The organism is Fuchsiella alkaliacetigena (assembly GCF_023227765.1).
GTDB classification, from domain to species: domain Bacteria; phylum Bacillota; class Halanaerobiia; order Halobacteroidales; family Acetohalobiaceae; genus Fuchsiella; species Fuchsiella alkaliacetigena.
Genome location: NZ_JALKBZ010000003.1, coordinates 16,985 through 41,140, shown reverse-complemented (window position 1 = coordinate 41,140; position 24,156 = coordinate 16,985). Strand labels below are relative to the sequence as shown.

At 35.5% G+C, this 24,156-nt stretch carries 21 protein-coding genes, 1 riboswitch and 1 other annotated feature; all 21 genes read right to left on the bottom strand.

Annotated features, from left to right (window positions below; translation table 11 throughout):
* Positions 1 to 203: 203 nt before the first annotated feature.
* Positions 204 to 428, bottom strand: a complete 225-nt coding sequence (locus MWH30_RS01475; protein WP_248662268.1) for a hypothetical protein — start codon at positions 426 to 428, stop codon at positions 204 to 206.
* Positions 429 to 573: 145 nt separating this feature from the next.
* On the bottom strand, positions 574 to 2,367 hold the full coding sequence (locus tag MWH30_RS01470; protein ID WP_248662267.1) for an ATP-binding protein: 1,794 nt from the start codon (positions 2,365 to 2,367) through the stop codon (positions 574 to 576).
* Complete coding sequence (locus MWH30_RS01465; RefSeq protein ID WP_248662266.1) at positions 2,348 to 3,034, bottom strand: response regulator transcription factor; 687 nt, start codon at positions 3,032 to 3,034, stop codon at positions 2,348 to 2,350. Before MWH30_RS01465 ends, MWH30_RS01470 begins: the two co-directional genes overlap by 20 nt.
* Before the next feature lie 91 nt (positions 3,035 to 3,125).
* Positions 3,126 to 5,372: an amino acid permease gene (locus tag MWH30_RS01460; protein WP_248662265.1), complete on the bottom strand. Its 2,247-nt coding sequence runs from the start codon at positions 5,370 to 5,372 to the stop codon at positions 3,126 to 3,128.
* 82 nt (positions 5,373 to 5,454) lie between these two features.
* Positions 5,455 to 5,603: riboswitch (cyclic di-AMP (ydaO/yuaA leader) on the bottom strand.
* Between the two features lie 72 nt (positions 5,604 to 5,675).
* A complete protein-coding gene (locus tag MWH30_RS01455; protein ID WP_248662264.1) occupies positions 5,676 to 7,898 on the bottom strand; it encodes an amino acid permease in 2,223 nt (740 codons plus the stop codon).
* An 804-nt stretch (positions 7,899 to 8,702) separates the two neighbouring features.
* Positions 8,703 to 9,671: an ABC transporter substrate-binding protein gene (locus MWH30_RS01450; RefSeq protein WP_248662263.1), complete on the bottom strand. Its 969-nt coding sequence runs from the start codon at positions 9,669 to 9,671 to the stop codon at positions 8,703 to 8,705.
* Between the two features lie 22 nt (positions 9,672 to 9,693).
* Positions 9,694 to 10,461, bottom strand: a complete 768-nt coding sequence (locus MWH30_RS01445) for an ABC transporter ATP-binding protein (RefSeq protein ID WP_248662262.1) — start codon at positions 10,459 to 10,461, stop codon at positions 9,694 to 9,696.
* A 1-nt stretch (position 10,462) separates the two neighbouring features.
* Positions 10,463 to 11,374, bottom strand: coding sequence for an ABC transporter permease (locus tag MWH30_RS01440; protein WP_248662261.1), 912 nt, complete (start codon positions 11,372 to 11,374; stop codon positions 10,463 to 10,465).
* Positions 11,375 to 11,678: 304 nt separating this feature from the next.
* Positions 11,679 to 12,104, bottom strand: a complete 426-nt coding sequence (gene nikR / locus MWH30_RS01435) for a nickel-responsive transcriptional regulator NikR (RefSeq protein ID WP_248662260.1) — start codon at positions 12,102 to 12,104, stop codon at positions 11,679 to 11,681.
* 110 nt (positions 12,105 to 12,214) lie between these two features.
* Positions 12,215 to 12,475 carry a YlmC/YmxH family sporulation protein gene (locus MWH30_RS01430; protein WP_248662259.1) on the bottom strand — a complete coding sequence of 87 codons (261 nt, stop codon included), beginning with the start codon at positions 12,473 to 12,475 and terminating at the stop codon, positions 12,215 to 12,217.
* A gap of 128 nt (positions 12,476 to 12,603) precedes the next feature.
* Positions 12,604 to 13,287 (bottom strand): stage II sporulation protein R, encoded by a 684-nt coding sequence (gene spoIIR, locus MWH30_RS01425; RefSeq protein WP_248662258.1) that lies wholly within the window; start codon positions 13,285 to 13,287, stop codon positions 12,604 to 12,606.
* Between the two features lies 1 nt (position 13,288).
* Complete coding sequence (gene sigG, locus MWH30_RS01420; RefSeq protein WP_248662257.1) at positions 13,289 to 14,083, bottom strand: RNA polymerase sporulation sigma factor SigG; 795 nt, start codon at positions 14,081 to 14,083, stop codon at positions 13,289 to 13,291.
* Between the two features lie 318 nt (positions 14,084 to 14,401).
* Positions 14,402 to 15,145, bottom strand: a complete 744-nt coding sequence (locus MWH30_RS01415) for a ferritin-like domain-containing protein (protein WP_248662256.1) — start codon at positions 15,143 to 15,145, stop codon at positions 14,402 to 14,404.
* A gap of 699 nt (positions 15,146 to 15,844) precedes the next feature.
* Positions 15,845 to 18,625 carry an isoleucine--tRNA ligase gene (gene ileS / locus MWH30_RS01410; RefSeq protein WP_248662255.1) on the bottom strand — a complete coding sequence of 927 codons (2,781 nt, stop codon included), beginning with the start codon at positions 18,623 to 18,625 and terminating at the stop codon, positions 15,845 to 15,847.
* Between the two features lie 50 nt (positions 18,626 to 18,675).
* Positions 18,676 to 18,906, bottom strand: a binding site (T-box leader).
* Positions 18,907 to 18,973: 67 nt separating this feature from the next.
* Positions 18,974 to 19,678 (bottom strand): 5'-methylthioadenosine/adenosylhomocysteine nucleosidase, encoded by a 705-nt coding sequence (locus MWH30_RS01405; protein ID WP_248662254.1) that lies wholly within the window; start codon positions 19,676 to 19,678, stop codon positions 18,974 to 18,976.
* Between the two features lie 24 nt (positions 19,679 to 19,702).
* On the bottom strand, positions 19,703 to 20,968 hold the full coding sequence (locus MWH30_RS01400) for a DivIVA domain-containing protein (RefSeq protein ID WP_248662253.1): 1,266 nt from the start codon (positions 20,966 to 20,968) through the stop codon (positions 19,703 to 19,705).
* A 13-nt stretch (positions 20,969 to 20,981) separates the two neighbouring features.
* Positions 20,982 to 21,776, bottom strand: coding sequence for a photosystem II electron transport protein, Sll1252 family (locus MWH30_RS01395; protein WP_248662252.1), 795 nt, complete (start codon positions 21,774 to 21,776; stop codon positions 20,982 to 20,984).
* Between the two features lie 24 nt (positions 21,777 to 21,800).
* Positions 21,801 to 22,085: a YggT family protein gene (locus MWH30_RS01390; protein WP_248662251.1), complete on the bottom strand. Its 285-nt coding sequence runs from the start codon at positions 22,083 to 22,085 to the stop codon at positions 21,801 to 21,803.
* A gap of 19 nt (positions 22,086 to 22,104) precedes the next feature.
* Positions 22,105 to 22,911: a pyrroline-5-carboxylate reductase gene (gene proC / locus MWH30_RS01385; RefSeq protein WP_248662250.1), complete on the bottom strand. Its 807-nt coding sequence runs from the start codon at positions 22,909 to 22,911 to the stop codon at positions 22,105 to 22,107.
* A gap of 46 nt (positions 22,912 to 22,957) precedes the next feature.
* On the bottom strand, positions 22,958 to 23,380 hold the full coding sequence (locus tag MWH30_RS01380) for a cell division protein SepF (RefSeq protein ID WP_248662249.1): 423 nt from the start codon (positions 23,378 to 23,380) through the stop codon (positions 22,958 to 22,960).
* Between the two features lie 36 nt (positions 23,381 to 23,416).
* A complete protein-coding gene (locus tag MWH30_RS01375; protein ID WP_248662248.1) occupies positions 23,417 to 24,115 on the bottom strand; it encodes a YggS family pyridoxal phosphate-dependent enzyme in 699 nt (232 codons plus the stop codon).
* Between the last annotated feature and the right edge of the window lie 41 nt (positions 24,116 to 24,156).

Here is a 24,156-nt window from a genome sequence, read left to right as displayed (position 1 = left end):
TAGCTCAAGTTAACTAAAAACACTACCTTAACATATATTTCTATAACAAAAGAAAAAAACCTCTCAAATTTAAACTTTAACAAAAATTACTAATCTTTAATTGAAAAAATAAAAACAGAGCAGCAATGTTAACATTGCTGCTCTGTTTTAACGATCAATTTAATCTACAAATTGATATATACCAGCTTAATATTTAGTTAAATTTAAAAGTCTTCTTCAATCGGCTCTTCTTCACCATCCATTGGCTCTTCTTCAAAAGGATCAAAGTCCTCTTCGGCTCCCTCATCAAAGCTTTCCTCTTCCATCTGCTCAATCTCTTCTTGCTCGATCTCTTCCATTTCCTCTACATCTGGAGCTCCACAACCAACAATAACCAAAGCGAATAGTGCTAAAGCTAATACAAGTGCTATTTTTTTCTTATGTCTCATTATCTTTAATTCCCCCTTCTTAGATTTTAACTAACAAAAATTATTTATATAAAGAAGGACAGAAGAATTTTACTGTCCTTTAAGATTACACAATTAATTATAAACTTCTTTTGTGATAAAACTTTGAGAAAAAATCAAAGAATAATCAAGAATTCAAGTCATGCCTTTCCAAATAAAAACCAAAGATTGAACCCTGACCAAGTTCACTTTCCACAAAAACCTCTCCTCCGTGGGCTTCTACTATCCACTTAACGATGGAAAGACCTAGTCCACTACCTTCTTGAGTAGGGGTCCGAGCTTTATCAACTTTATAAAATCTAGTCCAGATATTCTGTAACTCATCAGCCGGAACTCCAATCCCATAATCCTGCACCCAAAACTTCACTCTCTCTCCTTCAGCAACAGCTGCTAATACTATTAAGTCCTCTCCTTGAGAATATTTATAAGCATTCTCTAGCAAGTTCAGTAGTACCTGTTTTATCTTTTCCTGATTAGCCCAAATATAAAGTTCGCTAGTCGGCTTTTCAACCTCTAGTTTAATCTCCTCTTCAATTAAGATCTTATTAAAGACTGTACTAACATCAGTTAATAACTGCTTAACATTAACTTCAGTCATTACTAGCTCTCCAGCCTGAGCCTCAAATTCCGACAACTCCAATATCTCTTCTACTAGTTTAGTAAGTCGATTAGTTTCTTGAAGGATAATCTGCAAGTAATCCTGTTCTTCTACAGTAGAATCTACAACTCCATCCAGTAAAATCTCAGCAGAACCTTGTATCGAAGTCAAGGGGGCCTTAAGTTCATGGGAAGCATTAGTTACAAAGTCCTTTTGCAACTGTTCAAAGCGCCAACGCTCACTGATATCTTGAAAAAGACCAACCACCCCCCAGAATTCTTCTTTTTCAGTATATATAGGAGTACAATGAAGTAACAACCTTTTTGGGGTACCATTTTTATTAAGAGAAAACTCTTCGTGATATGATTGACCAGTAGCTAAAGACTCTAAATAAGTCTCTTTAGTCCCACTATGCTCTATAACTTCAGTAAAATTAGCTCCCTTTACTGCCGATAAGTTAAATAACTCTTTCACAGCACTATTAACTAAGATTATTTGATGCTGCTCATCAATTGCTAAGACCCCTTCTTCCATCCCTGTTAAAATATACTTTAACTTATTACGTTCTTTTACTAGATCTTCTATGGTACTTTCTAACTTAGTCGATAAATAGTTCATACTTTCAGCCAAAGTCTTAATTTCTCCCTGTTCATCGGTAGAAATCTGCTTTCCAAAATTACCTTGACTCAACTCAATAGCAGTCTTGCTCATCTTGCGTAAGGGATCTGAAAGTGATCTTGACCAGTTATAAGCTATCAACATAGCTAATAAAACAGCTATAATAGAAGAAGTTAACATTAACTTCTGCACCTGATTAACAGTAGAGTTAATCCCAGCTACTGAAGTAAATACTAATAAAACATTATCAATATCTTCTCCTTGATAAATCGGTAGACTTATTAACAGCATCGGTCTTTCAAAATAAGATGAATCAACTCGTTGAGAAATAATATTTCCAGCTAAAACCTTTTCAAACTCCGGCAGTTCTATCTGCTCTCCTTGCTCTTCCCTTACCGAAGGATAACTTAACACTAATCTGCTATTTTCATCGACTATCCAAGCTTGACCAGAGTTCAATTGAGCAATTATTTTTAACCAATTAAAAGCTGTTGTTTGATCCTCCCTCTGTAAAGCTTGAGCCACAAAGTCAATCATCACTTGACTATTTTGAACTATTTCCTCTTCGCTTTTTTCAAAGTAAATATTTTCAAAAAAATAAATTGTCGAAAACCCCAATACTACAATTATAATTAGACTAATCAGCAAAAATCTGATTAACAAACGTCTGAATAAAGTATTTTGTCTAATCTTCTGTTGCTTCAAATTTATATCCAACACCCCAAATAGTCTTTATATAATTTTGAACAGGTTCTCCAAGCTTATCTCTTAAAGATTTAATGTGAGTATCTACCGTGCGAATATCACCATAATAGTCATAGCCCCAGACCTTATTCAATAGATCTTGTCGTTTAAATACCTGTTTGGGAGAAGAAGCAAAGTGCCATAATAAGTCAAACTCCTTAGGAGTTAACTCAACCTCTTCCCCTTTAACCTTAACTGTTCTATGATCTTGGTTAATAGCAAGTTGAGGAAAAGAGATAGTATTAGTATATTCAGCACTTTTTTCAGTCCTTCTTAAAATAGTCTTTACTCTAACCACTACTTCCTTAGGACTGAAAGGCTTAGTTACATAGTCATCAGCCCCCATTTCTAAACCAGTAATTCGGTCAGTATCTTTATTCTTAGCACTGAGCATTATAATTGGAGTATCATTTTGAGGCCGTAATTGTTGACAAACCTCTAGCCCATCCATTTCTGGGAGCATAATATCAAGAATTATGATATCAGGATTTTCCTCTCTACTTTTTCTTAATCCCTCTTGACCATCATGAGCCACTATTACTTCAAAGTTTTCAAATTCTAAATAGTCTTTTAGTATCTGACAGATATTTTGATCATCATCTATCACTAAAACTTTTCCATTACTCATAATTACCCTCCTAAATGCTAAAAGAAAAACATAAGTTATTGTTATATAACAAACAACTTATGTTTTTATAGCAAGTATATCATGCTTATAGCTAATTTTCATTTTTAATAGGAAGCTTTTCTTCTTTATTATTCTTAAACTTATCTAAAAAGGATCTTAATCCCTCAGAAGAAAGAGGCTTATATCTCTTGACAAGCAAAACAGGAGCTTTACTATGCCTAGCTACTCTTTGAGAAGTTGTTCCTAAAAGGGCATTGCTAAATCTTCTATTTGAAACACCTACAATAGTTAAATCAGACTCCTGAGTAGCTTCTAAAATTGTATCGCTAACTGAAAAGCGTTCCTTAATTTGATAATCAATATCATAACCCTTCTCAACCTTAACAATATTCTTTAACTCATCTCTTATCTCTCTTTTCTCCACAGCAGATAAATCGGGGTCAACTACTCTTAAAATACTTAGCTGTGCTCCAGCATCAAGAGCTAATCTTTTAGCTAAATAAAGTCCATAAGTAGAGTTATCACCACCATCATAAGCTACAGTAATCTTTTCGATAATTTCCGGGAATTCTCCTTTTAATATAGCAACATGATTCTTAGCACTAGAGAAAACCTTACTAGCTAAGCTACCAATAGTATAATGTAATCTATTAGCTCTTTGCCAGCCCATTATGATTAAATCTGCTTTCTCCTCCTCGGCCTGTTGTAATATAGAGTTCGGTATATTATGATCAAAACTAACTATATACTTTCCAGTAGTATTTAATTTTTCAACAACTTCTTCAAACTGTTCCCTTAGTAGTTTATGAATATGCCCCGGATTAATCTCAAAATCATTTCTAGCTGCATAAGGACTAGTCTGAGTGGGAACTTTAACTACATTTAAACCAATAACCTGATCTCCTAAATGATCAGCTAAGTGCAATAAATCATTCTCATGATAAGGATTTGAAACTGGTACTAAAACTCTTTTCTTCTTTCCAATAGGTGAGTCAGGAACTTCTTCTTTTCGCAAAACATCCTTTTCTAAAGCATCAATAATATCGTATTCAACCTCAACCTCTTTGGTATCACTAACCTTATACCAAACTCCTCCTAAGACTACAACTCCGATTGCAAAAATTATAGGTAAAATACCTAGTTGAAATAATAGAATGAAGCTACCAAAGATCCCTATCAACTGTGAAATTGGATACAAAGGATCTTTAAAAGATGATTTATAGTCTTCAGTATCCACTGTTCTCAAAAATACCACTGCTAAATTAACTAAAATAAAGATCAATACATTAAAAGCACTAGCTAACTCAGCCAAACCTTGTACATCAAAGAAGAATAGTAGCCCAATCATTAGTAAGCAGGTAAGCAAAACTGCTCTATAAGGAGTCTTAAACTTAGAATGAATAGCTATAATCGGCTTAGGCATCAAGTTATCACGACTCATAGCAAAGGGAAAACGGGATGATGAAAAGATTGCTGCATTGGCTGTAGAAACAGTAGCAAAAAAACCAGCTAAAATTATAGCTAATCTACCTCCACTTCCTGCCATCAAGCCGGCTGTATCCACTAAAGGAACATTCATATCAACTAACTTTTCCAAAGGGATAACCCCATTAACTATTAACATAACTCCTACATAAAGAAAGGTAACCACTCCTACGGAAGCCAGAAAGGCTCGGGGTAGATTTTTAGAAGGATTTTTAACCTCCTCAGCAACGGCTGCTAATTCAGTGATCCCTAGATAAGAAACAAAAATCAGTCCTGTAGTAGCAAATACCGATGAAACTCCATAGGGCATTACTGGAGTCAGATTATCGACTTCTAACATGAAAAATCCTCTACCTATAAACAACGATAAAATTACAAAAAGCCCAATTACTATGAGATTTTGTAACTTACTACTACTTTCTGCACCGCGATAATTAAGAATTAATAAAAGTAAGCCTGCTACAACCGCTGTAATTAAAACAGGTGTAGCTAACAAAACTTCTAAGTACTCACCCATACCAACCAAAGCAAAGGAACCTTTAAAAATTAAAGCAAACCAAGCTCCTAAACCAATTATTGTTCCAAAAAGCGGGCCCATAGTTCTACTAATAAAGTAATAGGCTCCGCCAGCCTTGGGCATTAAGGTTGCTAACTCTGACATACTCAAAGCGGTAGCTATAGAAATTAGTCCGCCTAAAAGAAAAGCAAATATAGCTGCGGGCCCGGCTGTAGCTGAAGCAATTCCTGGCAAAACGAATATTCCTGCTCCAATCATTGTCCCAGTCCCGATAGTAAAAGTTGCGAAAAAACCTAAACTTTTACCTAAACGTTCTTCTGATTGAATTTCGGCCATTATTTATCCCCTCCTCCAAAAATATCCAAAAACAAAAAACCTACGGAGAGAATAGAATTCTCCGTAGGCATTACTTCCTTTATCTATTCCCCCAGAACGCTTACGAATTTTTGAACATTTGGGTTCGGACTTGGGAGTATCCCTATTCTTCTTCAAGAAGAAATTCACCCTTTGATTATCTGTTCATTCCGTTCTTCCAATTGAAATCGGAAGATTCAGCGATTTATTCATTTTAAACTGCTCTAATGCTATCATAAGTAACCTTTATTGTCAAGAGATACTTATGGGTTTTATTTTAAATAATTATTTAAATTTACCAATAAAAGCTCTAAAGCTTTCAGAAGAAATAGGTTTATACATTTTAACAATTAAAATAGAGTTTTCAGTATGCCTAGCTACTCGTTGCGGAGTAGAACCCAGTAATGCTCTTCTAAATCGCCGATTAGAGTCTCCCATGATTGTTAAATCAGTTTCCTTAGTAGACTCTAAAATCCCATCAACGGTAGAATAGCGCTCTTTAAGTTCATAATCCATCTCATAACCTTCGGCTACCTCAACTAGTTTTTCCAATTCAGAAGTTATAGCTTCTTTTTCTTCTGTAGATAGATCAGGATTAATTATCCTTAAAACCCTTACTTTAGCTCCAGCATCAAAAGCTAACCTTTTAGCTAAATAAAGAGCATAAGTTGAATTATCTCCTCCATCATAAGCTACCACAATTTCATTAATTAAGTCTGGAAAATGTCCTTTTAAAATAGCTACATTACTTTTAGCGCGAGCCAAAACCTTACTTGTTAAGCCACCTATTCTATAATCAAATCTATCTTTTCGTTGCCAGCCCATAATAATTAAATTAGCCTTTTCCTTTTCAGCCTGTTCCAAAATTGAACTAGGCACATCATGATCAAAGCTAATTATATAGTCTGATTTTTTATTCATCTGCTCCATATTTTTTCTAAATCTAGTTTCCAAAATATTATCAGTATTAGCTTCATCTTCTTCATAAGCTTGACGAGCTGCTCTCAAAGAGGTTTGAGAAGGGACATGAACTACATTTAAACCAACAACTTTATCAGCTAAGTGATCGGCTAAATGCAATAAATCATGTTCATGGTCGGGATTAGAAACTGGCACCAATACTTTTTTATCTTGAGCTATTTCATCTAACTTTTCAATTGAAGCCTCTCTTTTTTCTATAACATCGAGCAAATTATATTTAGGCAAGGAGTCTCGTCCACCGTAAGTTATATACCATATTATTCCTAAGAGTATTAAAGCAGCAACAAATAATAAGGGCATTAAACCTACTTGTAATAATAATAAAAAGCTTCCGCCAATACCAATAATCTGCGTAAAGGGGTACAAAGGATCAGTAAAAGTAGGTTTATACCATTTATGGCTTGCTCTACGTAAAATTATAACCGATAAATTAACCAGCATAAAATCAAGAAAGTTAAAGCTGCTAGCTAATCTAGCTAAATCTTCTACATTAAAAAGTAATAAAAGTACAATCATAGTTAAACCGGTAAATAGAATAGCTTTATAGGGAGTTGAATACTTACTATGAATTTCAATAAACCACTGCGGCATTAATTTGTCTCGTCCCATAGCAAAAGGAAAACGAGAAGAAGACAATAAAGCAGCATTTGCTGTCGATACAGTGGCTAAAAAACCAGCTATTACAATAGCAATTCCTCCTACTGGCCCCACCATCAATCTAGCAACTTCTACTAGTGGAGTACCCATAACTATTACTTTTTCTTGTGGAAAAACACCGCTAATCACTAACATTATCCCCACATAGAGGAGAGTAACTGCTAATACAGACGCTATAAAAACTCTAGGTAAATTTTTAGCAGGCTCTTTAACCTCTTCAGAAATAGCTGCTAACTGAGTAATCCCCAAATAAGAAACAAATACTAAACCAGTAGTTCCAAAAACGGCTCCATATCCTTCAACAAAAAATGGAGTAAGATTATCAGCTTCTATCATAAATAGGCCTCTTAAAATAAAAGTTATTAAAATTACAAATAAACCACCTACTATAATATTTTGTAATTTCCCACTACTTTCCGCACCGCGATAATTAATAAACAGCAATAGTAGTCCTACTGTAACTGCTGTTATCAAAATTGGAACAGGAAACAAAACTTTTAGATACTCTGCTAAACCAATTAAAGCAAAAGAACCTTTAAAGACTAAAGCAAACCAGGCTCCTAAGCCAATTATAGAACCAAAAAGCGGGCCCATAGCCCTACTTATAAAATAATAGTCTCCACCAGCTCTAGGCATACCAGTTGCCAACTCAGCCATACTTAAAGCTGTTGCCAATGAAATTAAACCACCTAAAATAAAAGAAATTACAGCACTAGGACCGGCAGCAGTAATAGCTATACCAGGAAGTATAAATATCCCTGCTCCAATCATTGTCCCAGTTCCAATAGCAAATGCTTGCCAAAAACCAATAGTTTTTCCTAAACGCTTTTCAGACTCTTTACTAGCGATTTTATTCTTTAAATTAGCCACTAAATCACTCCTTGTCAATTAGTAATTACTATATAAACATTACAGTTGATAAGCCACCTTAATAAATACAGACTTAAACGCCAAATAAATTATAGCAGAATAGAAACTTCAGGTCAAATATATCATTTTTCAAAAAATTGATATTTCTACTCTACTAACAGTGCTCCTAAAACTCTTTTATAATAAGGAAGCAAATCCATATCTTCACTTATTTGTTCACATAAATGAAGTAACTTTATAAATACTAATCATATGCGTTAACTTAATACATATTTTTCTAGTTAATTTGTTCTTTTATAGACATATTGTTGCAATAGAAACCATGAAAACATAAAGTTCAAAACCTATTTTGACACAGACTAAGTTCAGACAAAATCTGACTAAAACATAAAAAATTAAAATAATTAAATAATTAATGGTTTTAAGGTTTAGTCAGAACTTAGTCAGATTTTAGTCTGTGTTAAACTGTTTTTGAATTTGACTTTGGACTTGAATGAACATTACATTAATAAAGGTGTATTTTACTAAAATTTAGCTTAAGTTTACGCACATGAAATACTAATTAAATTTCCTCCTTGTTTAAATCATATTAAAAGTTCATCTATGTATAATAGCTTATCTATGAGGTATACTTAATAAATGTACTTGTCCAGCTAGAATAAATTACAAAATGATTATAGCAAAGTGTTAACGCCAAGTCAAATACAGATTTGATTATACTAACCCAATTTTCATAAGAACAAAATAAAATACATAAAAAATACCCCTGAGCTCATCACTCAGGGGTATAAAAACTTATAGATATTATTGAATTTTATCTAGATATGATTTATCTAAAGCAGCATCAAAATCTGGTATCGTAGAGATATCACCATTTTCATACAAAAACTCTGCTGTATCCTCTAAACTAGCCTTAATTTCAGCATCTAATTCTAATCTAAAGTAATGATTATCCACAGCACTGGCCGCTAAGTCTTCGGAAAGTCCTGTTACCTCAGCTACTATTTGAGCCGTCTTTTCGGGATTTTCCTCAATAAAGTCTACCGCCCTATCCAAGGCCCTCATGAACTGAAGTACCTGTTCTTCATTTTGCTCAGCAAAAGCTTGATTAACTAAAGCAAAACTGAGATATTCATTGCCCGTACCTACCAAATTAGCTATCTGCCGACCAATTCCTTCTCCCTCAATAACTGTCGGCGTAGGCTCCCAGATTAATACTGCATCTACCTGTTCTGTAGCTAAAGAATCAGGCATATCCTCCGGTCGAATATCCACCACAGAAATTTCATCATCAGCTAAGCCTTCATTTTCAAGCAAGCGATAAAAGCCACCGTGAGCACTAGTTCCCCGTCGAACTCCTACCTCTTTACCAACTAGATCTTGAACGGACTCTATATCGCTATCCTTTCTAACCATTAAACGCTGTCGTTCTGCTCCACCACCAATACCTGCTAAAACCTTAACTGGTAAACCACCTGCAGTAGCCATTATTACTGGAGTATCACCCATAGTGCCGAAGTCAACACTGCCAGCCGCCACTGCTTCATTAACATCGGGCCCGCTACTAAAAAGCTTGGCATCTATATTTAACCCTTCTTCAGCAAAGAAATCCTGATTAACAGCCACGATAGCTGCTGTATGGGATAAAGCCGTCTGATAGCCTAAAGTAACAGTATCATCATCTTCAGCTCCACAGCCTGTTAACAAAGTTCCTACTAAAAAAACTAAAGCTAAACTAATTAATAAGTACTTTTTAAATCTCAACTTAAACATAGTTCTCTCTCCCCTTTTTTAATTAAGCACTATAAGTTTCAATAGTTAAGTAATCTAAAAGCTCTCTTTTGACTTCAGCCACTTCCTTAGCTAAACGATCTCTAGGTCTAGGAATATTAATTCGCACATCAGCTCTTACTTGACCTGGATGAGCAGAAAAAACCACTACTCTATCGGCTAAATAAACGGCTTCATCCACATTATGAGTAATAAAAATAGCCGTCTTTTCTTCTTGCTCCCAGATCTCCAATAACTCTTTTTGCAGCATCTGTCTAGTCTGAGCATCTAAAGCACCAAACGGTTCATCCATCAATAAGATATCACAGTCCATAGCTAAAACTCGAGCAATAGCTACTCTCTGTTTCATTCCCCCCGATAGTTCATGCGGACGAGCATCAGCAAAGTCTGCTAGTCCTACTAAGGAAAGATACTTACTGCTAATTTCCTCTTTTTCCTGCTTAGTCAACTGCTGCTGATCTAAAGCAAACTTCACATTATCAATTACAGTCAACCAAGGGAAAAGAGTATATTCTTGAAAGACTACTCCGCGATCCGGGCCCGGCTCTTTCACTTTTTCAGGGCCCACTAAAATTTCTCCCGCACTAGGCTCCAAAAAACCAGCAATTAAATTTAAAAGAGTAGACTTACCACACCCACTTGGGCCTAAGATACAGACAAACTCCCCTTCATGAACAGTTAAGTTAATATTATTAAGAGCTAAGAGCTCATCTCCAGTCTCCTGATCCACAAACTTCTTAGAAATTCCTTTAATCTTAACCGATTGCGTCATCCTATATCTCCTCTCGTTTCATTCCCCATTTTTGAATAGTCTGACTTTCAATAGTAGTAAATACTAAGCGTTCAATAATCAAACCTACAATGCAGATTAAAATTATATTAACAAAGGCCGAAGCATAATCTAAATTCCAACGGGACTGAAATATAGAGTAACCAACTCCAGAGCCAGCAGCTGCTATCATCTCAGCAGCAATCAAAGCCCGCCAACCATTAGCTAAGCTAACTCTGAAACCACTCAACAGGTGAGGTATAGAGCCTGGCAACAATACCTTAAAGAAAAGTGATCTATCCTCTAAACCCATCATCCGTGCCGCTCTAATATACATCTTATTAACTCCTTTGACTCCAGCAGCCATGTTGATAATTACTGGAAATAAAGACGCTAAAAAGATAATAAATAAAGTAGACTGGCCTCCTAAACCAAAAAGCAAAATCGCTACTGGTATCCAAGCCAGACTAGGAATTGGCTGTAAGATATAGACAATAGGCATTAAAAGTCTATCGAAAATTTTAGACCAACCTATTAAAATTCCAACTATCATTCCAGTAATAGCTGCTAATAAAAAACCTGAACCCCATCTAATTAAACTATCCAGTAAATGCTTATAAACTGTGTGCTCTAAATAAATATCCCCTCTTAATAGTTCATAAAACCTAATAAAGGTTTGTCCTGGAGTAGGAAAAGGAACTCCTCTGCTTCTAGTTACAGAAATAGCTATCAAATGCCAAATGACTAGCAAGCCAATAATAGGCAATACGCTTATAAAAATATCTTTAGCACTATCTTTTTTAAGTTTTAAGTTATTTTGGGGAGAAATACTTTCCTGCCCATAACTATGTTCTGAATTTGAAACACCTAGTTCATTATTTTCTTCTAATTGTTGATACTCATAAGACTTATCCATTTATTAACCTCCTCAGTAAACTAAAAACACTAATTCAACTAAATAAACTATTTCAAGCAACACTTAATTACTTTAGAGATAGATGAGAGATAGATGCTATCTATTTCTAAAGTATAGTTAATTAAACTAAAATTTATCATCCACTTATTCCCAATTTTATATAGTATACAAAACCCTAATTTACATAATAATTTTAACATAAAAAAGGGTTATTGTCAAAAAGATAATGTTATTATTTTCACAATGCGTTAAGCAATTAATCGGGCCCTTAATAGCCCGATTAAGAGTTCTCACAATTCAATTTTCAAGTTAAGTCTTTACCAGTAGAGGTAATAGTTAACTTACCATGTTTAACTCCTTTATGTCCAATTAACTTTTCAGCTACCTCTCTAGTTTCCCTTGCTTTACCCTTAACAACTAAAACCTCTAAGCAGTTATTATGATCCAAATGAACGTGCATAGTTGATAAGAATAGATCATGATAGTCATGCTGCAGTTCATTTAATTCACCACTTAGACCCCTCACATGATGATCATAAACTAAAGTAATTGTACCTGCTACTTCCTTTTCATTATCTTTCCATTCCTTCTCTACTAACCTATTCCTAATTAAGTCTCTAATAGCTTCTGAGCGATTAGAATAGCCTTTTTTTACTATCAAGTCATCAAAATTTTCCAATAAATCTTCATTCATAGAAATACCGAATCTAATTAAATTATTCTTACTCATTAAACTCCCCCTAATAGCTAGTAATTTAAATGGTTAAAATTTAATACTATATATTAAAAGTTCTCGATTCCATTAAAATTTCCTGTTAACAGCTCAATTTAATTAGCTAATTAAGTATCGTTATTAAACTCTTTAAGATCATATAAATTCACCAAAACTACATCTTCTCCTATTTTTTCTACCTGATCCCAAGCAATAATTAAATCATTATCCTTAGCAAAAAAACTCCAAACCTTCTTCTCACCGGGAACAATTATAGACTCTATCTTACCAGCTTTTAAATCAAGCTCTATATCTCTAATTAAACCTAATCTTTCTCCATTATTAACATTAATAACTTCCTTCTGCTTCAATTCTGAGGTCTTAATCACTCTAATTCCCCCTAGATATGCAGACTGCCTTTATAGTTTATTATATGCACAAATAATAAGTTATGTGAGTATTTACTTAAGAAAATAAGTAAACTATAATGAAAAAAGCTCCTGCAAAACAGAAGCCTTTAGTCATCTTTGATTATATTATCCACTAAACTATTAAAATCAGTTATAGAAACTCTTAACAGTTCAACTAAGTTTTCTTTTTGCTCAGCTAATTGAGGATTATCCTCTACATACTCTGCAACCCGAGATTTCATTTTTATTTCTAACTCTTCCTCATCAACCTTTTCTAAATCCTGCTTATGATTATGATTAGAATCTATATAACAAAATGGAGGAAATAGTACACACCACCAGTTTTCACCTTGACCTCGGCCTAAACTTACTCGTAAAGCTTCGTAATTCCCTGCTGATAAAGTAAGATCGCCATAAGTTCGCTTAGGAAATTCAAAATTTCCTAACTCAACCTCTACCGAATAGTCTTTATCAAATTTATTTAACTCGGATTTAGCAATACCTTTTATATAATCAGATTTGTGAGTAATTAATTGCTTAGCTTTTGACTGATCCTCTACTCCAGCTAATAAACTCTCCGTCTCTTCAATTACTCTATCGCGAACTCTTCTTTTTATTCTTTGATCTAAGACCGAGTCGCTATTGGCTACTACATGGAGTCTCAATAAGTCTTCAGCTCTAGAAACTGAACTATCTATATTTTCTTCCCATGTTATAGTTGAAGTAGAAGCTAATCCGGTTAAAATAATTAAAGTTATTACTGTAATAAATATCAATCTTAAACGTTGCATACTATTCCTCCCTAACATATTTTTCAAGATTTTGCAAAGCAGCTTTCTCTAAGCGAGAAACTTGGGCTTGAGAAATCCCAATATTATCTGCTACTTCCATCTGGGTTTTACCTTCATAAAATCTTAAACTTAAGATCAGTTTCTCCCTATCTTCTAATTTACGCAAAGCTTCTCTAACAGCAATTCCTTCTAGCCAAGTCTCTTTTTCGCTCTCATCATCACTGACTTGATCCATCACATAGATGGGATCTCCTCCATCTTGATAAATTGGTTCAAATAAAGATATAGGATCCTGAATAGCATCCAGAGCATAAACTATCTTTTCCCGAGGAATATCTAACTCTTCAGCTATCTCACTTAAAGTAGGCTCTTCAGAGTTCTTATTCTCTAAATTTTCTTTAAGCTTCAAAGCTTTATAAGCAGTATCCCTTAAAGAGCGACTAACTCTAATTGGATTATTATCTCTTAAGTATCTCCTAATTTCACCGATAATCATCGGCACTGCATAAGTAGAAAACTTAACATTTTTACTTAAATCAAAGTTATCGATAGCCTTCATTAAACCAATACATCCCACTTGGAAAAGATCATCAATAGGCTCACCTCTATTATTAAATCTCTGCAAAACGCTAAGAACTAACTTTAAGTTACCTCCTACTATAGTTTGGCGAGCTTCTCTATCACCTGCTTGCATCTTTTTAAATAGCTTTCTCATTTCTTCGTTAGATAGAACAGGCAGCTCTGAAGTATTAACTCCTGAAATGTCTACCTTTTTCCCCACTAGCGACCCTCCCATTTTTTTCCACTAACCAGCCTTATTATCATTATTTACAGTAAATTACTAGTTTATACGTTTTATTTTGTAATATATATCAAAATAAGTAAATTTTTAGTTTTTATTATCTAAAATCATTAACAGAAGCTTCATCTGACGCAAAGATAGTATTTTTTGCTGAAAATCTTAATTTCTAATTTAAGGGATGAGACTTACTTTCTGCTATTAGTATTAAAGAAAAGTTATCTGATTATACATCGGAAAAAATCTGAGGGGGTTTAAAATTTAAATAAGAGTTTGGAGCTTAAGCTCCAAACTCTTATTTAAATAGTTATTCAATTATTGTAGTTTGTCCTCGGAATTAGCAGGCTGATTTCTAATTAAATCCTGATTTTCATCTAATAAATGATTCATTCCGCGGACTAAGGTATCATCCTCTAAAACACTAAGAATATGGTAGCCAAAGTCTTCTCTATCTAAAAGAACCTCCTGTAAGACTTCGGCAGTACCGTAGTCTTCAAGCTGATGGGCCCGACTTATAGTCTGCCTCATCATCTCCTGTATTTTTAGCTCATGCTCTAAATCATTGCGCAAATAATCACGCATCGTATAACGTCCTTCAACTTCATGCTTTAAATAAGAAAGCTCATGCTGAGTAACCGGATGAGCGGTAGGCACACATCCTAGGCGAGCAACTCGTTCACCCACCATATCGATATGATCCTGAGTCTTATCCCGATGCTCATCTAATAGATGGTGCAAACTGTGAAAGGCTTCAGCGCCTTCAGTCAACCAGTGATGTTTATTATACTGGTGTAAAGCAACTGTTAAGGCACACTGATGGTCATCTAACATCTGCGCCATTTCCAAACGAACATCTTGAGGTAGGCCAATTCCTACTCCTTCCTCTTTTACTGTTCGAGGCTCCTGACGCATAATCATTTTATGCTCAGTGGTGTGGCCTGGCAAGTTTTGATCAAACCCTGACTTATCTAGGTTAAACGTTCCTTCAAAGTTGCTCATATTAGTAGAAATTAGTTCTATATCCTGATCCTTAGTCGTCTTTTGCTGCATCTCTTTCATTATTTTTCCTCCTTAGCTTATATTGAGTCCATTAATAGTTATTCGCCAAAGAGTTAGTAAATATGTAGTTTTTAAATATGGAATATTAATTAGTTTTTTCCACTAGCTTATATGTAACATTATCGTTCTAATGTTGCGTTAATGACCCAGTGGGGGAAGTTTCGCCGTTCCAACACCTTTTTCTAGCTTAGTGCTACTTACAAATTATTTGATATATTATGATTTGACAGAAGCACTTTGAAAAGAGATTAGCAATTTCGACGAAAAACCTGAATTCCACTCTGAAACAACCCCCACTGGGATATAAAGCGCAGAATTATGTTAGCGGAAGACGCCTCAAATATATTTTTCGTTATCAGCACGGTCAAATGGGTGTTTATAAGCGACATTAAAGTTTGTTTTTTAGTACTTCTTGACGAATCGGAGCTAAAATAAGAACTGGTTTAGCCAATTTTTCTAATTAAAATTGGCAGGTTCTTATTTTAGTGGAGATGAGTCTTAGAAGTACTAAAATAAACTTTTCTAGCGTTAAACACCCATTTGACCTCCCGCACCAACCGTAACAATATACCAATATTGTGGTAATAAAATTAAGTTTTTGAATTCCAATTATCAACTATTAACTAAACTTTACACCAAAATCGTTGCAAAATAAAAAAAGCCTAAGTTAAATAACAACTCAGGCTCTTTAATCTACAACTATTTTATTACCTCTAAGCAGCTACTACAAATAGTAGCATGCTCTGCATCTTCACCAACCGTCTCACAGTATTTCCAGCAACGTTCACACTTTTCACCGGGAGCAGACTTAACTACTACCTCCACTGCTGTCTCTTCCCCTTCATAAGTTGCTGAATCCTCAAGCTCGAACTCAAGCAGTTCCACTTTAGAAACTATAAACAGATCAGCTAAGTTATCAAACTGCTTTAAAAAGTCAGCTAATTCCTCTTCAGCAGTATAAAGCTCTACTGCTGCATCAAGAGAATGACCAACAGTACCTTCATTTCTAGCTAACTCTAGTGCTTTAGATACATCTTTTCTAACTGCTAATAATCTATTCCATTTGCTTTCTAACTCTTGATCTAAATAATCATCCTTTACACTAGGCCAATCGGTTAAGAAAATACTAGCTTCTTCTTTGCAGCTTTCCGGTAAATGCTGCCAAGTTTCTTCAGCAGTATGGACTAATACTGGAGCTAAGATTCTAACTAAAGTAGTTAAAATCTCATACATTACCGTCTGCGCTGCTCGACGAGACTCAGAATCGGTACCGGAAGTATATAATCTATCTTTTAAGACATCCATATAAAAAGAGCTCATCTCTACAGAACAGAAGTTATGCACTTGATGGTAGAGTTTATGGTACTCATACTCCTCATAAGCAGCATTAACCCCTTTAATCAACTGTTGTAACTTGTGTAGGGCCCATTGATCCAACTCCGGTAATTCAGCATAATCAATTCTATTCACAGCTGGATCGAAATCGTTTAGATTTCCTAAGATATATTTTAAAGTATTGCGAATCCTTCTGTAAACCTCAGCATTCTGCTGTAGTATCTCATCGGAAATCCGCATGTCTTCTTTGAAGTTCGAAGAAGCTACCCAAAGTCTGAGAATATCGGCTCCGTACTGATCTATAACCTCTTGCGGAGCAACTACATTCCCTTGTGACTTAGACATCTTTTTCCCTTTAGCATCTACAGTAAATCCATTAGTTACTACAGCTCGATAAGGAGCTTCGTCTTTATAAGCAATAGAAGTCAATAAGGAAGAGTTAAACCAACCCCGATACTGATCAGTACCTTCTAAGTAAAGATCAGCCGGTCGGCGCAGTTCTTCATAGTTCTCCAATACTGCTGCGTGACTAGCTCCAGAATCGAACCAGACATCCATTATATCGCTTTCCTTTTCAAAATCACTGCTTCCACACTCTGCACATTCAAATCCAGTCGGTAAAATTTCTTCAGCTGACAGCTCAAACCAAGCATTAGAGCCTTGCTCAGCAAATAACTCTTGGACAGCAGTTAAGCTTTCTTCATTCATTATATCGTGCCCACAGTCTAAGCAGTAAAATATAGGAATCGGTACCCCCCAGACTTTCTGTCTAGAAATACACCAGTCGGAACGATCGGCAATCATATTGGAAATTCTCTCTTCTCCCCAACTCGGATACCAATTCACCTCTTTAACAGCTGCTAACGCTCTATCCTTAATAGCATCAATTGAAGCAAACCACTGCTCAGTAGCTCTAAAGATAACTGGACTCTTACAACGCCAACAATGAGGATAAGAATGATCAATAAAACTTAAATCCATCAATAAATTATCTTCTTTTAATAAATCAGTTACCTTAATATTTGCATCATCATAGTACATGCCAGCAAAGGGCCCTGCTTCTTCAGTAAATACTCCTTGATCATTCATAGGTGCAAAAACCGGAATATCATACTCTTGAGCAATTACATAGTCCTCATGACCATGGCCCGGAGCAGTATGCACACAACCACTACCCTGTTCTAAAGTAACGTGCTCACCTAAAATAAGCGGCGATTCTCTATCAAAGAAAGGATGCTTAGTTATTAAACCTTCTAAATCAGCTCCTTTAACCTTCTCTAAAACTTTATAATCATCAATACCACAAATCTCCATTACTTCATCCAGCAACTCCTTAGCCAACACCAACAGCTCTCCCTCAGCTTCAACTACTACATATTCAAAATCAGGATGAACCGAGATAGCCATATTAGAAGGTATAGTCCAAGGAGTAGTAGTCCAAATAACTACATAACTTTCGGCTGCTGTTAATTCCGTATCACCAACCTTCCAAGACTCCTTAACTGGAAACTTAACGTAAATAGAAGGAGCCCTATCTTCACCGTACTCCACCTCAGCCTCAGCTAAGGCAGTTCCACAGTCCACACACCAATGAACCGGTTTTAGACCTTTATAAAGATAACCCTGTTTGGCCATTTCACCAAAAACTTCAATTTGCTTAGCTTCATATTCAGGATTTAAAGTAATATAGGGATTTTCCCAATCTCCCCAAACGCCTAAACGCTTAAACTGGTCTCGCTGACGATCTACATACTTCAAAGCATAATCTTTGCACTCTTCACGCAACTCGGCTATACTCAGTTCTTTCTTTTGCTCCCCTAATTCCTTAGTCACCTGATGTTCAATAGGTAATCCGTGCGTATCCCAGCCCGGAATATAAGGTGATTGATAACCATTCAAGGTCTGATAACGAGTTACAATATCCTTTAAAATCTTATTTAAAGCATGACCAATGTGTATATCACCATTAGCATAAGGCGGGCCATCATGAAGAATAAACTTTTCAGCTCCTTCTCTTTTCTGCAAGGCCTGTTCATAAACCTCATTTTCCTGCCAAAACTCCTGAAAGTCCTCTTCGCGCTCCGATAGATTAGCTCGCATCGGAAACTCCGTCTGTGGTAAATCCAATGTTTCTTTATAATCCATTAACTAATTCCACCTCCAAATTAAATTTAAAATTTAAAAAACCTCATCCCCTAAGGGACAAGGTTTACCTGCGGTACCACCCTAATTAGAAAAGCTGCTATTGAGCCAACCTTTCTATCTCTAAAGCTGATAACGGTAGCTACCGGTCCAAACTTACTATTAATTTCAGTTAGACTGCTCAGAGATGATCTTCAATAAGTTGTCCGTGGCCAGACTTTCACCAGTTCTCCGGCTCGCTAAGCACTTTCAACCTATTTACTCTTCTCTATCATAGCAATTAGGATTATTATTTTAATTTGCTTTATATTATATTACAGTTTTTAAAATCCGTCAAGGATATTTTTAATACTATAAATGCTGACCCAGCATTTCTTTAACTATCTGTGCCGAATGTTTAGCTACTTGCTTCATAAAGGTAGGATAATCAACCTCTGCTCCTCCATCAGCTTTATCAGACATAGACCTAATAATCACAAAGGGAGTTTCATTCAAAAAACAGGTCTGGCCTACAGCAGCTCCTTCCATTTCAGCACAGTGACCAGCAAAGGTTTCTCTAAGCCATTCTACTTTTTCCCGTTCAGCTATAAACTGGTCACCGGAAAGAACCCGACCAGTAATCACTTTCAATCCATCTTCTTTAGCTAACTTTTCACTAGCCGTTTTAGCCGCAGCTATTAACTCATCATCGGCTTTAAAAACAGTTTTATCCAGATTAGGTACCTCACCTAACTCATGACCTATAGCTGTAGCATCGAGGTCATGCTGAACAGCATCAGCAGAAATTACTATATCCCCTACTTCTAACTGGGCATCCACTGCCCCAGCAACCCCAGTAAAGATAACCCGAGCTACCTGAAAGTGATCTATTAAAATTTGAGCACACAAAGCAGCATTCACCTTGCCAATTCCACTCTTAACTAATACAACTTCTTTATTTTGCAAAGTTCCTGTATAAAACTTCATTCCTGCCTTCTCTAATACTTCAGCTAACTCCAAATCTACTTTCAATAACTCAATTTCTGCTTCCATTGCCCCAATAATGCCTATTTTCATCCTCATCACACTCCAACTCTAGCTTTATTCATCCTCTTCTTCATTAGCAGCTTCTCCCTGCTCCTCAACATCAAAGTCCACATTAAAGTTCTTTTTAAAACCTGACTTTAATTCATTGAGTCCAGCATTCTGCTCTAATTCATCTACATCAAGTTCAGATAAATCATTTAATTTATTAGTCTGTTCTAAAACATTCATTGCTTCTTCTCCAGCCTGGTCAATATTATTTAATTTATTAGCCTCTAAGGATTCTTCATCCCACTCGTCAACCTCAGAATCCGATGCTTCTTTTAAATCCAAATTATTTGAATCTTCTAGCTGTTCCTGATCAGAATTATCTATCTGCTCCAAAATAGATATTATCTCTTCGTTATCTAGCTCAATATCCTGCTCTTCATTTTTCTGATTTTCTTGACTATCCGCTTCCACTTTTTCTTCAGTACTAGCTACCTCTTGACTAGCTTCCTGCACCTCTTCATTAACTTCTGAAACTACTTCTTGCTCTGCTTTTTCCGATTCTCCTTGTTCAGCTTCCCAGCTCTTATCTTCAGTATCCTTTTCAAACTCATCTTCATCATCTTTATCATCATTTTCTGAGTTCTCTACTGTTAACTTATCCATTTCCTGAGTTGTCTCAAACTCTTTTTGCAAATCATTCAAAGTTAGATCTTCTTGCTGACTTAGCTCAGCTAACTCATCCACTTCTTGTTCTTCTTCTAACATATTTAGATGTATTCTAAGCAAAGTTTTAAACTTCATCTCAAATAGCTCTTTATGTTCAATTAAGTCCTGATACTTACTACGCTGCTTCTCCAATTCCGCGTTATATCTTTCCAATTTCTGCTCAAATTCAGCCTGAGCATTGCTTAATAACTTCTCAGCTTCATTTTCAGCTCTATCGAGAATTCTTTCAGCCTCTGCCTCAGCATTTTCAATTAGTTTATTAGCTTCAGTTTCAGCTTTTTCTTTAAGATTAACCGCTTTTTCCTGGGCATTTCTAATAATTGATCTAGCTTCCTCCCGAGCAGTCTGTTGATGGCTATCGGCAGTATCTTTAATCGTATCCAAAGTCTTATTAATAGTCTCTTCTCGATCCTTATAATCCTGCAAACGCCTCTTTAATTCAGAAACTTCCTTCTTTAATTCTTCATTACTAGTATATAAATGTTCATAACATTCTCCTACTAAGTCTAAAAAAGCATCCACTTCTTTATCGTTATAAGACCACACAGAAAACGTGCGACTAAACTCCTTATTATAGATATCCAACGGCGTTAAAAACTCTTCCACTTAAATCATCTCCTTAAAGATATCTTTTAGTAACTAACTTAATTCTCCCTTTTTTAGATTCACCTAATATCTCATCTATTTCTACTCTACCTCGCCCGCGAATAGAAATCACATCTGTTAAGTCTATCTTTTGAGCCGGATCTGTCTCCTGTTGCCAGTTTAATTTCACCTTACCTGCCTCAATCTCTCGCGCCATTTTAGTTCTAGAAGTAGCAAAACCAGAACTAGCCACCGAATCTAAGCGCAAAGAAGCTACTGTACTCTTAATTTTCTTCACTCTCTGTGTCGGTAAAGATAATCGTTCAGCACTAATTTCTTCAATCTCTACTGGAACCTTATGCACTCGTTCTAGATTTAACAGTAAATACTCCTTAATTTCAGCTAAAACAATTACCTGACAACCATCATCTGCAACCAGCAAATCACCTATTAACTCCCGCTTAATTCCAGTTCCTAAAATTGCTCCTAAAAAATCACGATGATTAACATTTTCAAACTTGAAGTTTCCTTTAATCTCTAAGATAACTAAAGGTTCTGTTAATAGCTCCCACATATAGTAGTCCGGAGCTAAAGCTAATATTTTACGTTCCGCTTTCTTAAAAGCACCATAGCTCCTGTATTTCAAATCATGAATTTTATCTAAAACTGGCTCTACTAAGCTACGCTGATAAGGATTTAAAAAGTTACTAAAAACGGGCTCATGACTACGTAAAGTTTGTTCTGCTTTATCTAGAATATTAGCTGCCATTATCCTTTCATTTTCATCATCAACCTGCTTTAACAGTTTCTCCTGATTAAACAAAAGCATTCCCTCCACTTTCAACAGTTATAGCTAATATATAAATACTCCCATTAGAATTCTAATTAAAGATGTTTCAATAATTCTGATTAAAATAAAAGCCACTATTGGAGAAAGGTCAATCCCAATTCCCCTAGTAGGTAACAGCTGTCTTAGGGGAGCTAATATTGGCTCAGTAACCTGATAAATAAAGCGCAAAATTTTCCTTACATTTGGATTATGTGTAGGCGGACTCACCCAAGTAGAAATTACCCTAGCAATTAAAATCCAAGTATATATTCTAAACACAAAGCGAATCAGTTGAATTATTCCGTGCATTCACGTCCCTCCTAAATATTTATAGTTCTTTAGATCTCTCACAAGCCGCACTTACGGCTTCAATAATAGCTGCTCTAACTCCTCCTTGTTCCAGACTATAAAGTCCTTCAGCAGTAGTTCCCGCTGGAGAAGTAACCTGATCTCGCAAAGCAGCCAGATGTTCTTCACTTTCTGAAGCTAACTTAGCAGTTCCTAATAATGTCTGTATAGCCAACTCTTCAGCCTGTTGATGAGTCAATCCATTTCTAACTCCTCCGGCAGCTAGAGCCTCCAAAATCAGCAGTACAAAAGCGGGCCCGCTCCCACTTAAGCCAGTCACAGCATCCATTAAACTCTCCTTAACTTGAATTACTTTACCAACAGCACCTAATAATTTTTCAATCTGTTCAGCCAAGTTTTGATCAGCATAGCTACCCAAGGAGTAAGCTATAGCCCCCTCTTTTACTAAAGCAGGAGTATTGGGCATCACCCTAACTATCGGCACTCTAGTTTCACTAATTGCTGACTCAATTCTATCAATATTAACTCCGGCAGCAATAGATAAAATAAGCTGTTCAACAGTTATTAACTCACTAATCTCCGCTAAGACCTCTGTCAAAACTTGAGGTTTAACAGCTAAAATCAAATAATCGCTCTGCTGAACTACTAACCTATTATCAGCAGTTACTTCTATACCGTACTTTGTTTTTAATTCTTCCCGTCTAGAACTAGAAATATCACTACCGATTATCTGTTCAGCCTTAAATCTATTACTCTCTAGCAGTCCACTTATTAAAGCTTCAGCTATAGCACCAGTACCTATAAAGCCAATCTTACTACTCTTCACTAATTTTCCCACCTTATCTCCAACTATTTAAATCTATAATTTATACTTAGTCAGTCAAAAATTTCAAATCTAACTTCTCTTTAATACTCTGTTCTTGATTATTAATCTTTAAATTCTGCGGAGTAAACAAAAATATTTTATCACTTAACTTTTCCCGATGACCATCCAAAGCATAAGAAGCTCCACTTATAAAGTCTATTATCTTAGCAGCTAAAGGTACATCAGTTTCTTGTAAATCAAGAATCACCGGTTGCTGTTCTTTCAACTTATCAGCAATAGTAGCAGCATCCTCAAACTTATTAGGTTTAACTACAAATAATTCCTTCTCAGCATAAGAATGAAGTTTAACTACCTTATTCTGCTCTTGACCCTGCAAACTTTTATCATTAACTGCATTTACACAGTCCTCTTCATATAACTCCTTAAAGCCCAAAAAATCAGCTATTTGTTGTAATATCTTCTCTTTCACCTCTTTCCACCTCAATAATTAACTTATTTTAACAACTTAATACTTACGGGGCCCAAATATAGCTGAACCAATTCTAACCATAGTTGCTCCTTCTTCAATAGCCACCTGATAATCATTACTAATTCCCATTGATAGTTCCTGCATCTCGACTCCTGGAATTGCTGCTATTTTAATTTCTTCAAACAGCTCCTTCATACCTTTAAAGTAATCTCTTACCTCTTCAGGATCATCCACATAAGGCACCATTGTCATCAAACCTTTAACCTGAAGATGCTCAAAAACTGAAATTTCTTTTAAATATTCCTTTAGTTTCTCGGGCATTAAACCAAATTTATTTTCATCCTTGGCTATATTAACTTGGACTAAAGTATTCAGTATTCTATTTTCCATTTCAGCTCTCTTATTTATTCTTTTAGCTAAACGAAAGCTATCTAAAGAATGAATTAAGTTACAGTTTTCCATTCGAGCAATATACTTAACTTTATTTCTCTGAAGATGGCCAATCATATGCCAGTTAATATCTGCTGCTAATTCTAAATACTTATCTCGTAATTCTTGTACTCTACTCTCTGCTAAATCAGTTACTCCTAACTTAATAAGTTCTTCAATTTCAGCACAACTTCTGCCTTTAGTAACAGCTACTAACTTTACTTCACTACTTTCTCGACCGACTTTAGAAGCTGCAGTTTCAATTTTATCTCTTAGTTTTTTCAAGTTTTTCTCTATTACTGACATATTCAACCCCTTCCTAAATGATTACTTCTTGAAATAGAATA

Excerpts from the sequence above, each read along its gene's own strand:
- sigG (WP_248662257.1), bottom strand. The coding sequence starts at position 14,083 with ATGGGAGGGTCGCTAGTGGGGAAAAAGGTAGACATTTCAGGAGTTAAT.
- spoIIR (WP_248662258.1), bottom strand. The coding sequence starts at position 13,287 with ATGCAACGTTTAAGATTGATATTTATTACAGTAATAACTTTAATTATT.
- nikR (WP_248662260.1), bottom strand. The coding sequence starts at position 12,104 with ATGAGTAAGAATAATTTAATTAGATTCGGTATTTCTATGAATGAAGAT.
- MWH30_RS01465 (WP_248662266.1), bottom strand. The coding sequence starts at position 3,034 with ATGAGTAATGGAAAAGTTTTAGTGATAGATGATGATCAAAATATCTGT.
- ileS (WP_248662255.1), bottom strand. The coding sequence starts at position 18,625 with ATGGATTATAAAGAAACATTGGATTTACCACAGACGGAGTTTCCGATG.
- MWH30_RS01390 (WP_248662251.1), bottom strand. The coding sequence starts at position 22,085 with ATGCACGGAATAATTCAACTGATTCGCTTTGTGTTTAGAATATATACT.
- MWH30_RS01460 (WP_248662265.1), bottom strand. The coding sequence starts at position 5,372 with ATGGCCGAAATTCAATCAGAAGAACGTTTAGGTAAAAGTTTAGGTTTT.
- MWH30_RS01375 (WP_248662248.1), bottom strand. The coding sequence starts at position 24,115 with ATGTCAGTAATAGAGAAAAACTTGAAAAAACTAAGAGATAAAATTGAA.
- MWH30_RS01445 (WP_248662262.1), bottom strand. The coding sequence starts at position 10,461 with ATGACGCAATCGGTTAAGATTAAAGGAATTTCTAAGAAGTTTGTGGAT.
- MWH30_RS01450 (WP_248662263.1), bottom strand. The coding sequence starts at position 9,671 with ATGTTTAAGTTGAGATTTAAAAAGTACTTATTAATTAGTTTAGCTTTA.
- MWH30_RS01395 (WP_248662252.1), bottom strand. The coding sequence starts at position 21,776 with ATGCTTTTGTTTAATCAGGAGAAACTGTTAAAGCAGGTTGATGATGAA.
- MWH30_RS01475 (WP_248662268.1), bottom strand. The coding sequence starts at position 428 with ATGAGACATAAGAAAAAAATAGCACTTGTATTAGCTTTAGCACTATTC.
- MWH30_RS01440 (WP_248662261.1), bottom strand. The coding sequence starts at position 11,374 with ATGGATAAGTCTTATGAGTATCAACAATTAGAAGAAAATAATGAACTA.
- MWH30_RS01405 (WP_248662254.1), bottom strand. The coding sequence starts at position 19,678 with ATGAAAATAGGCATTATTGGGGCAATGGAAGCAGAAATTGAGTTATTG.
- MWH30_RS01415 (WP_248662256.1), bottom strand. The coding sequence starts at position 15,145 with ATGAAAGAGATGCAGCAAAAGACGACTAAGGATCAGGATATAGAACTA.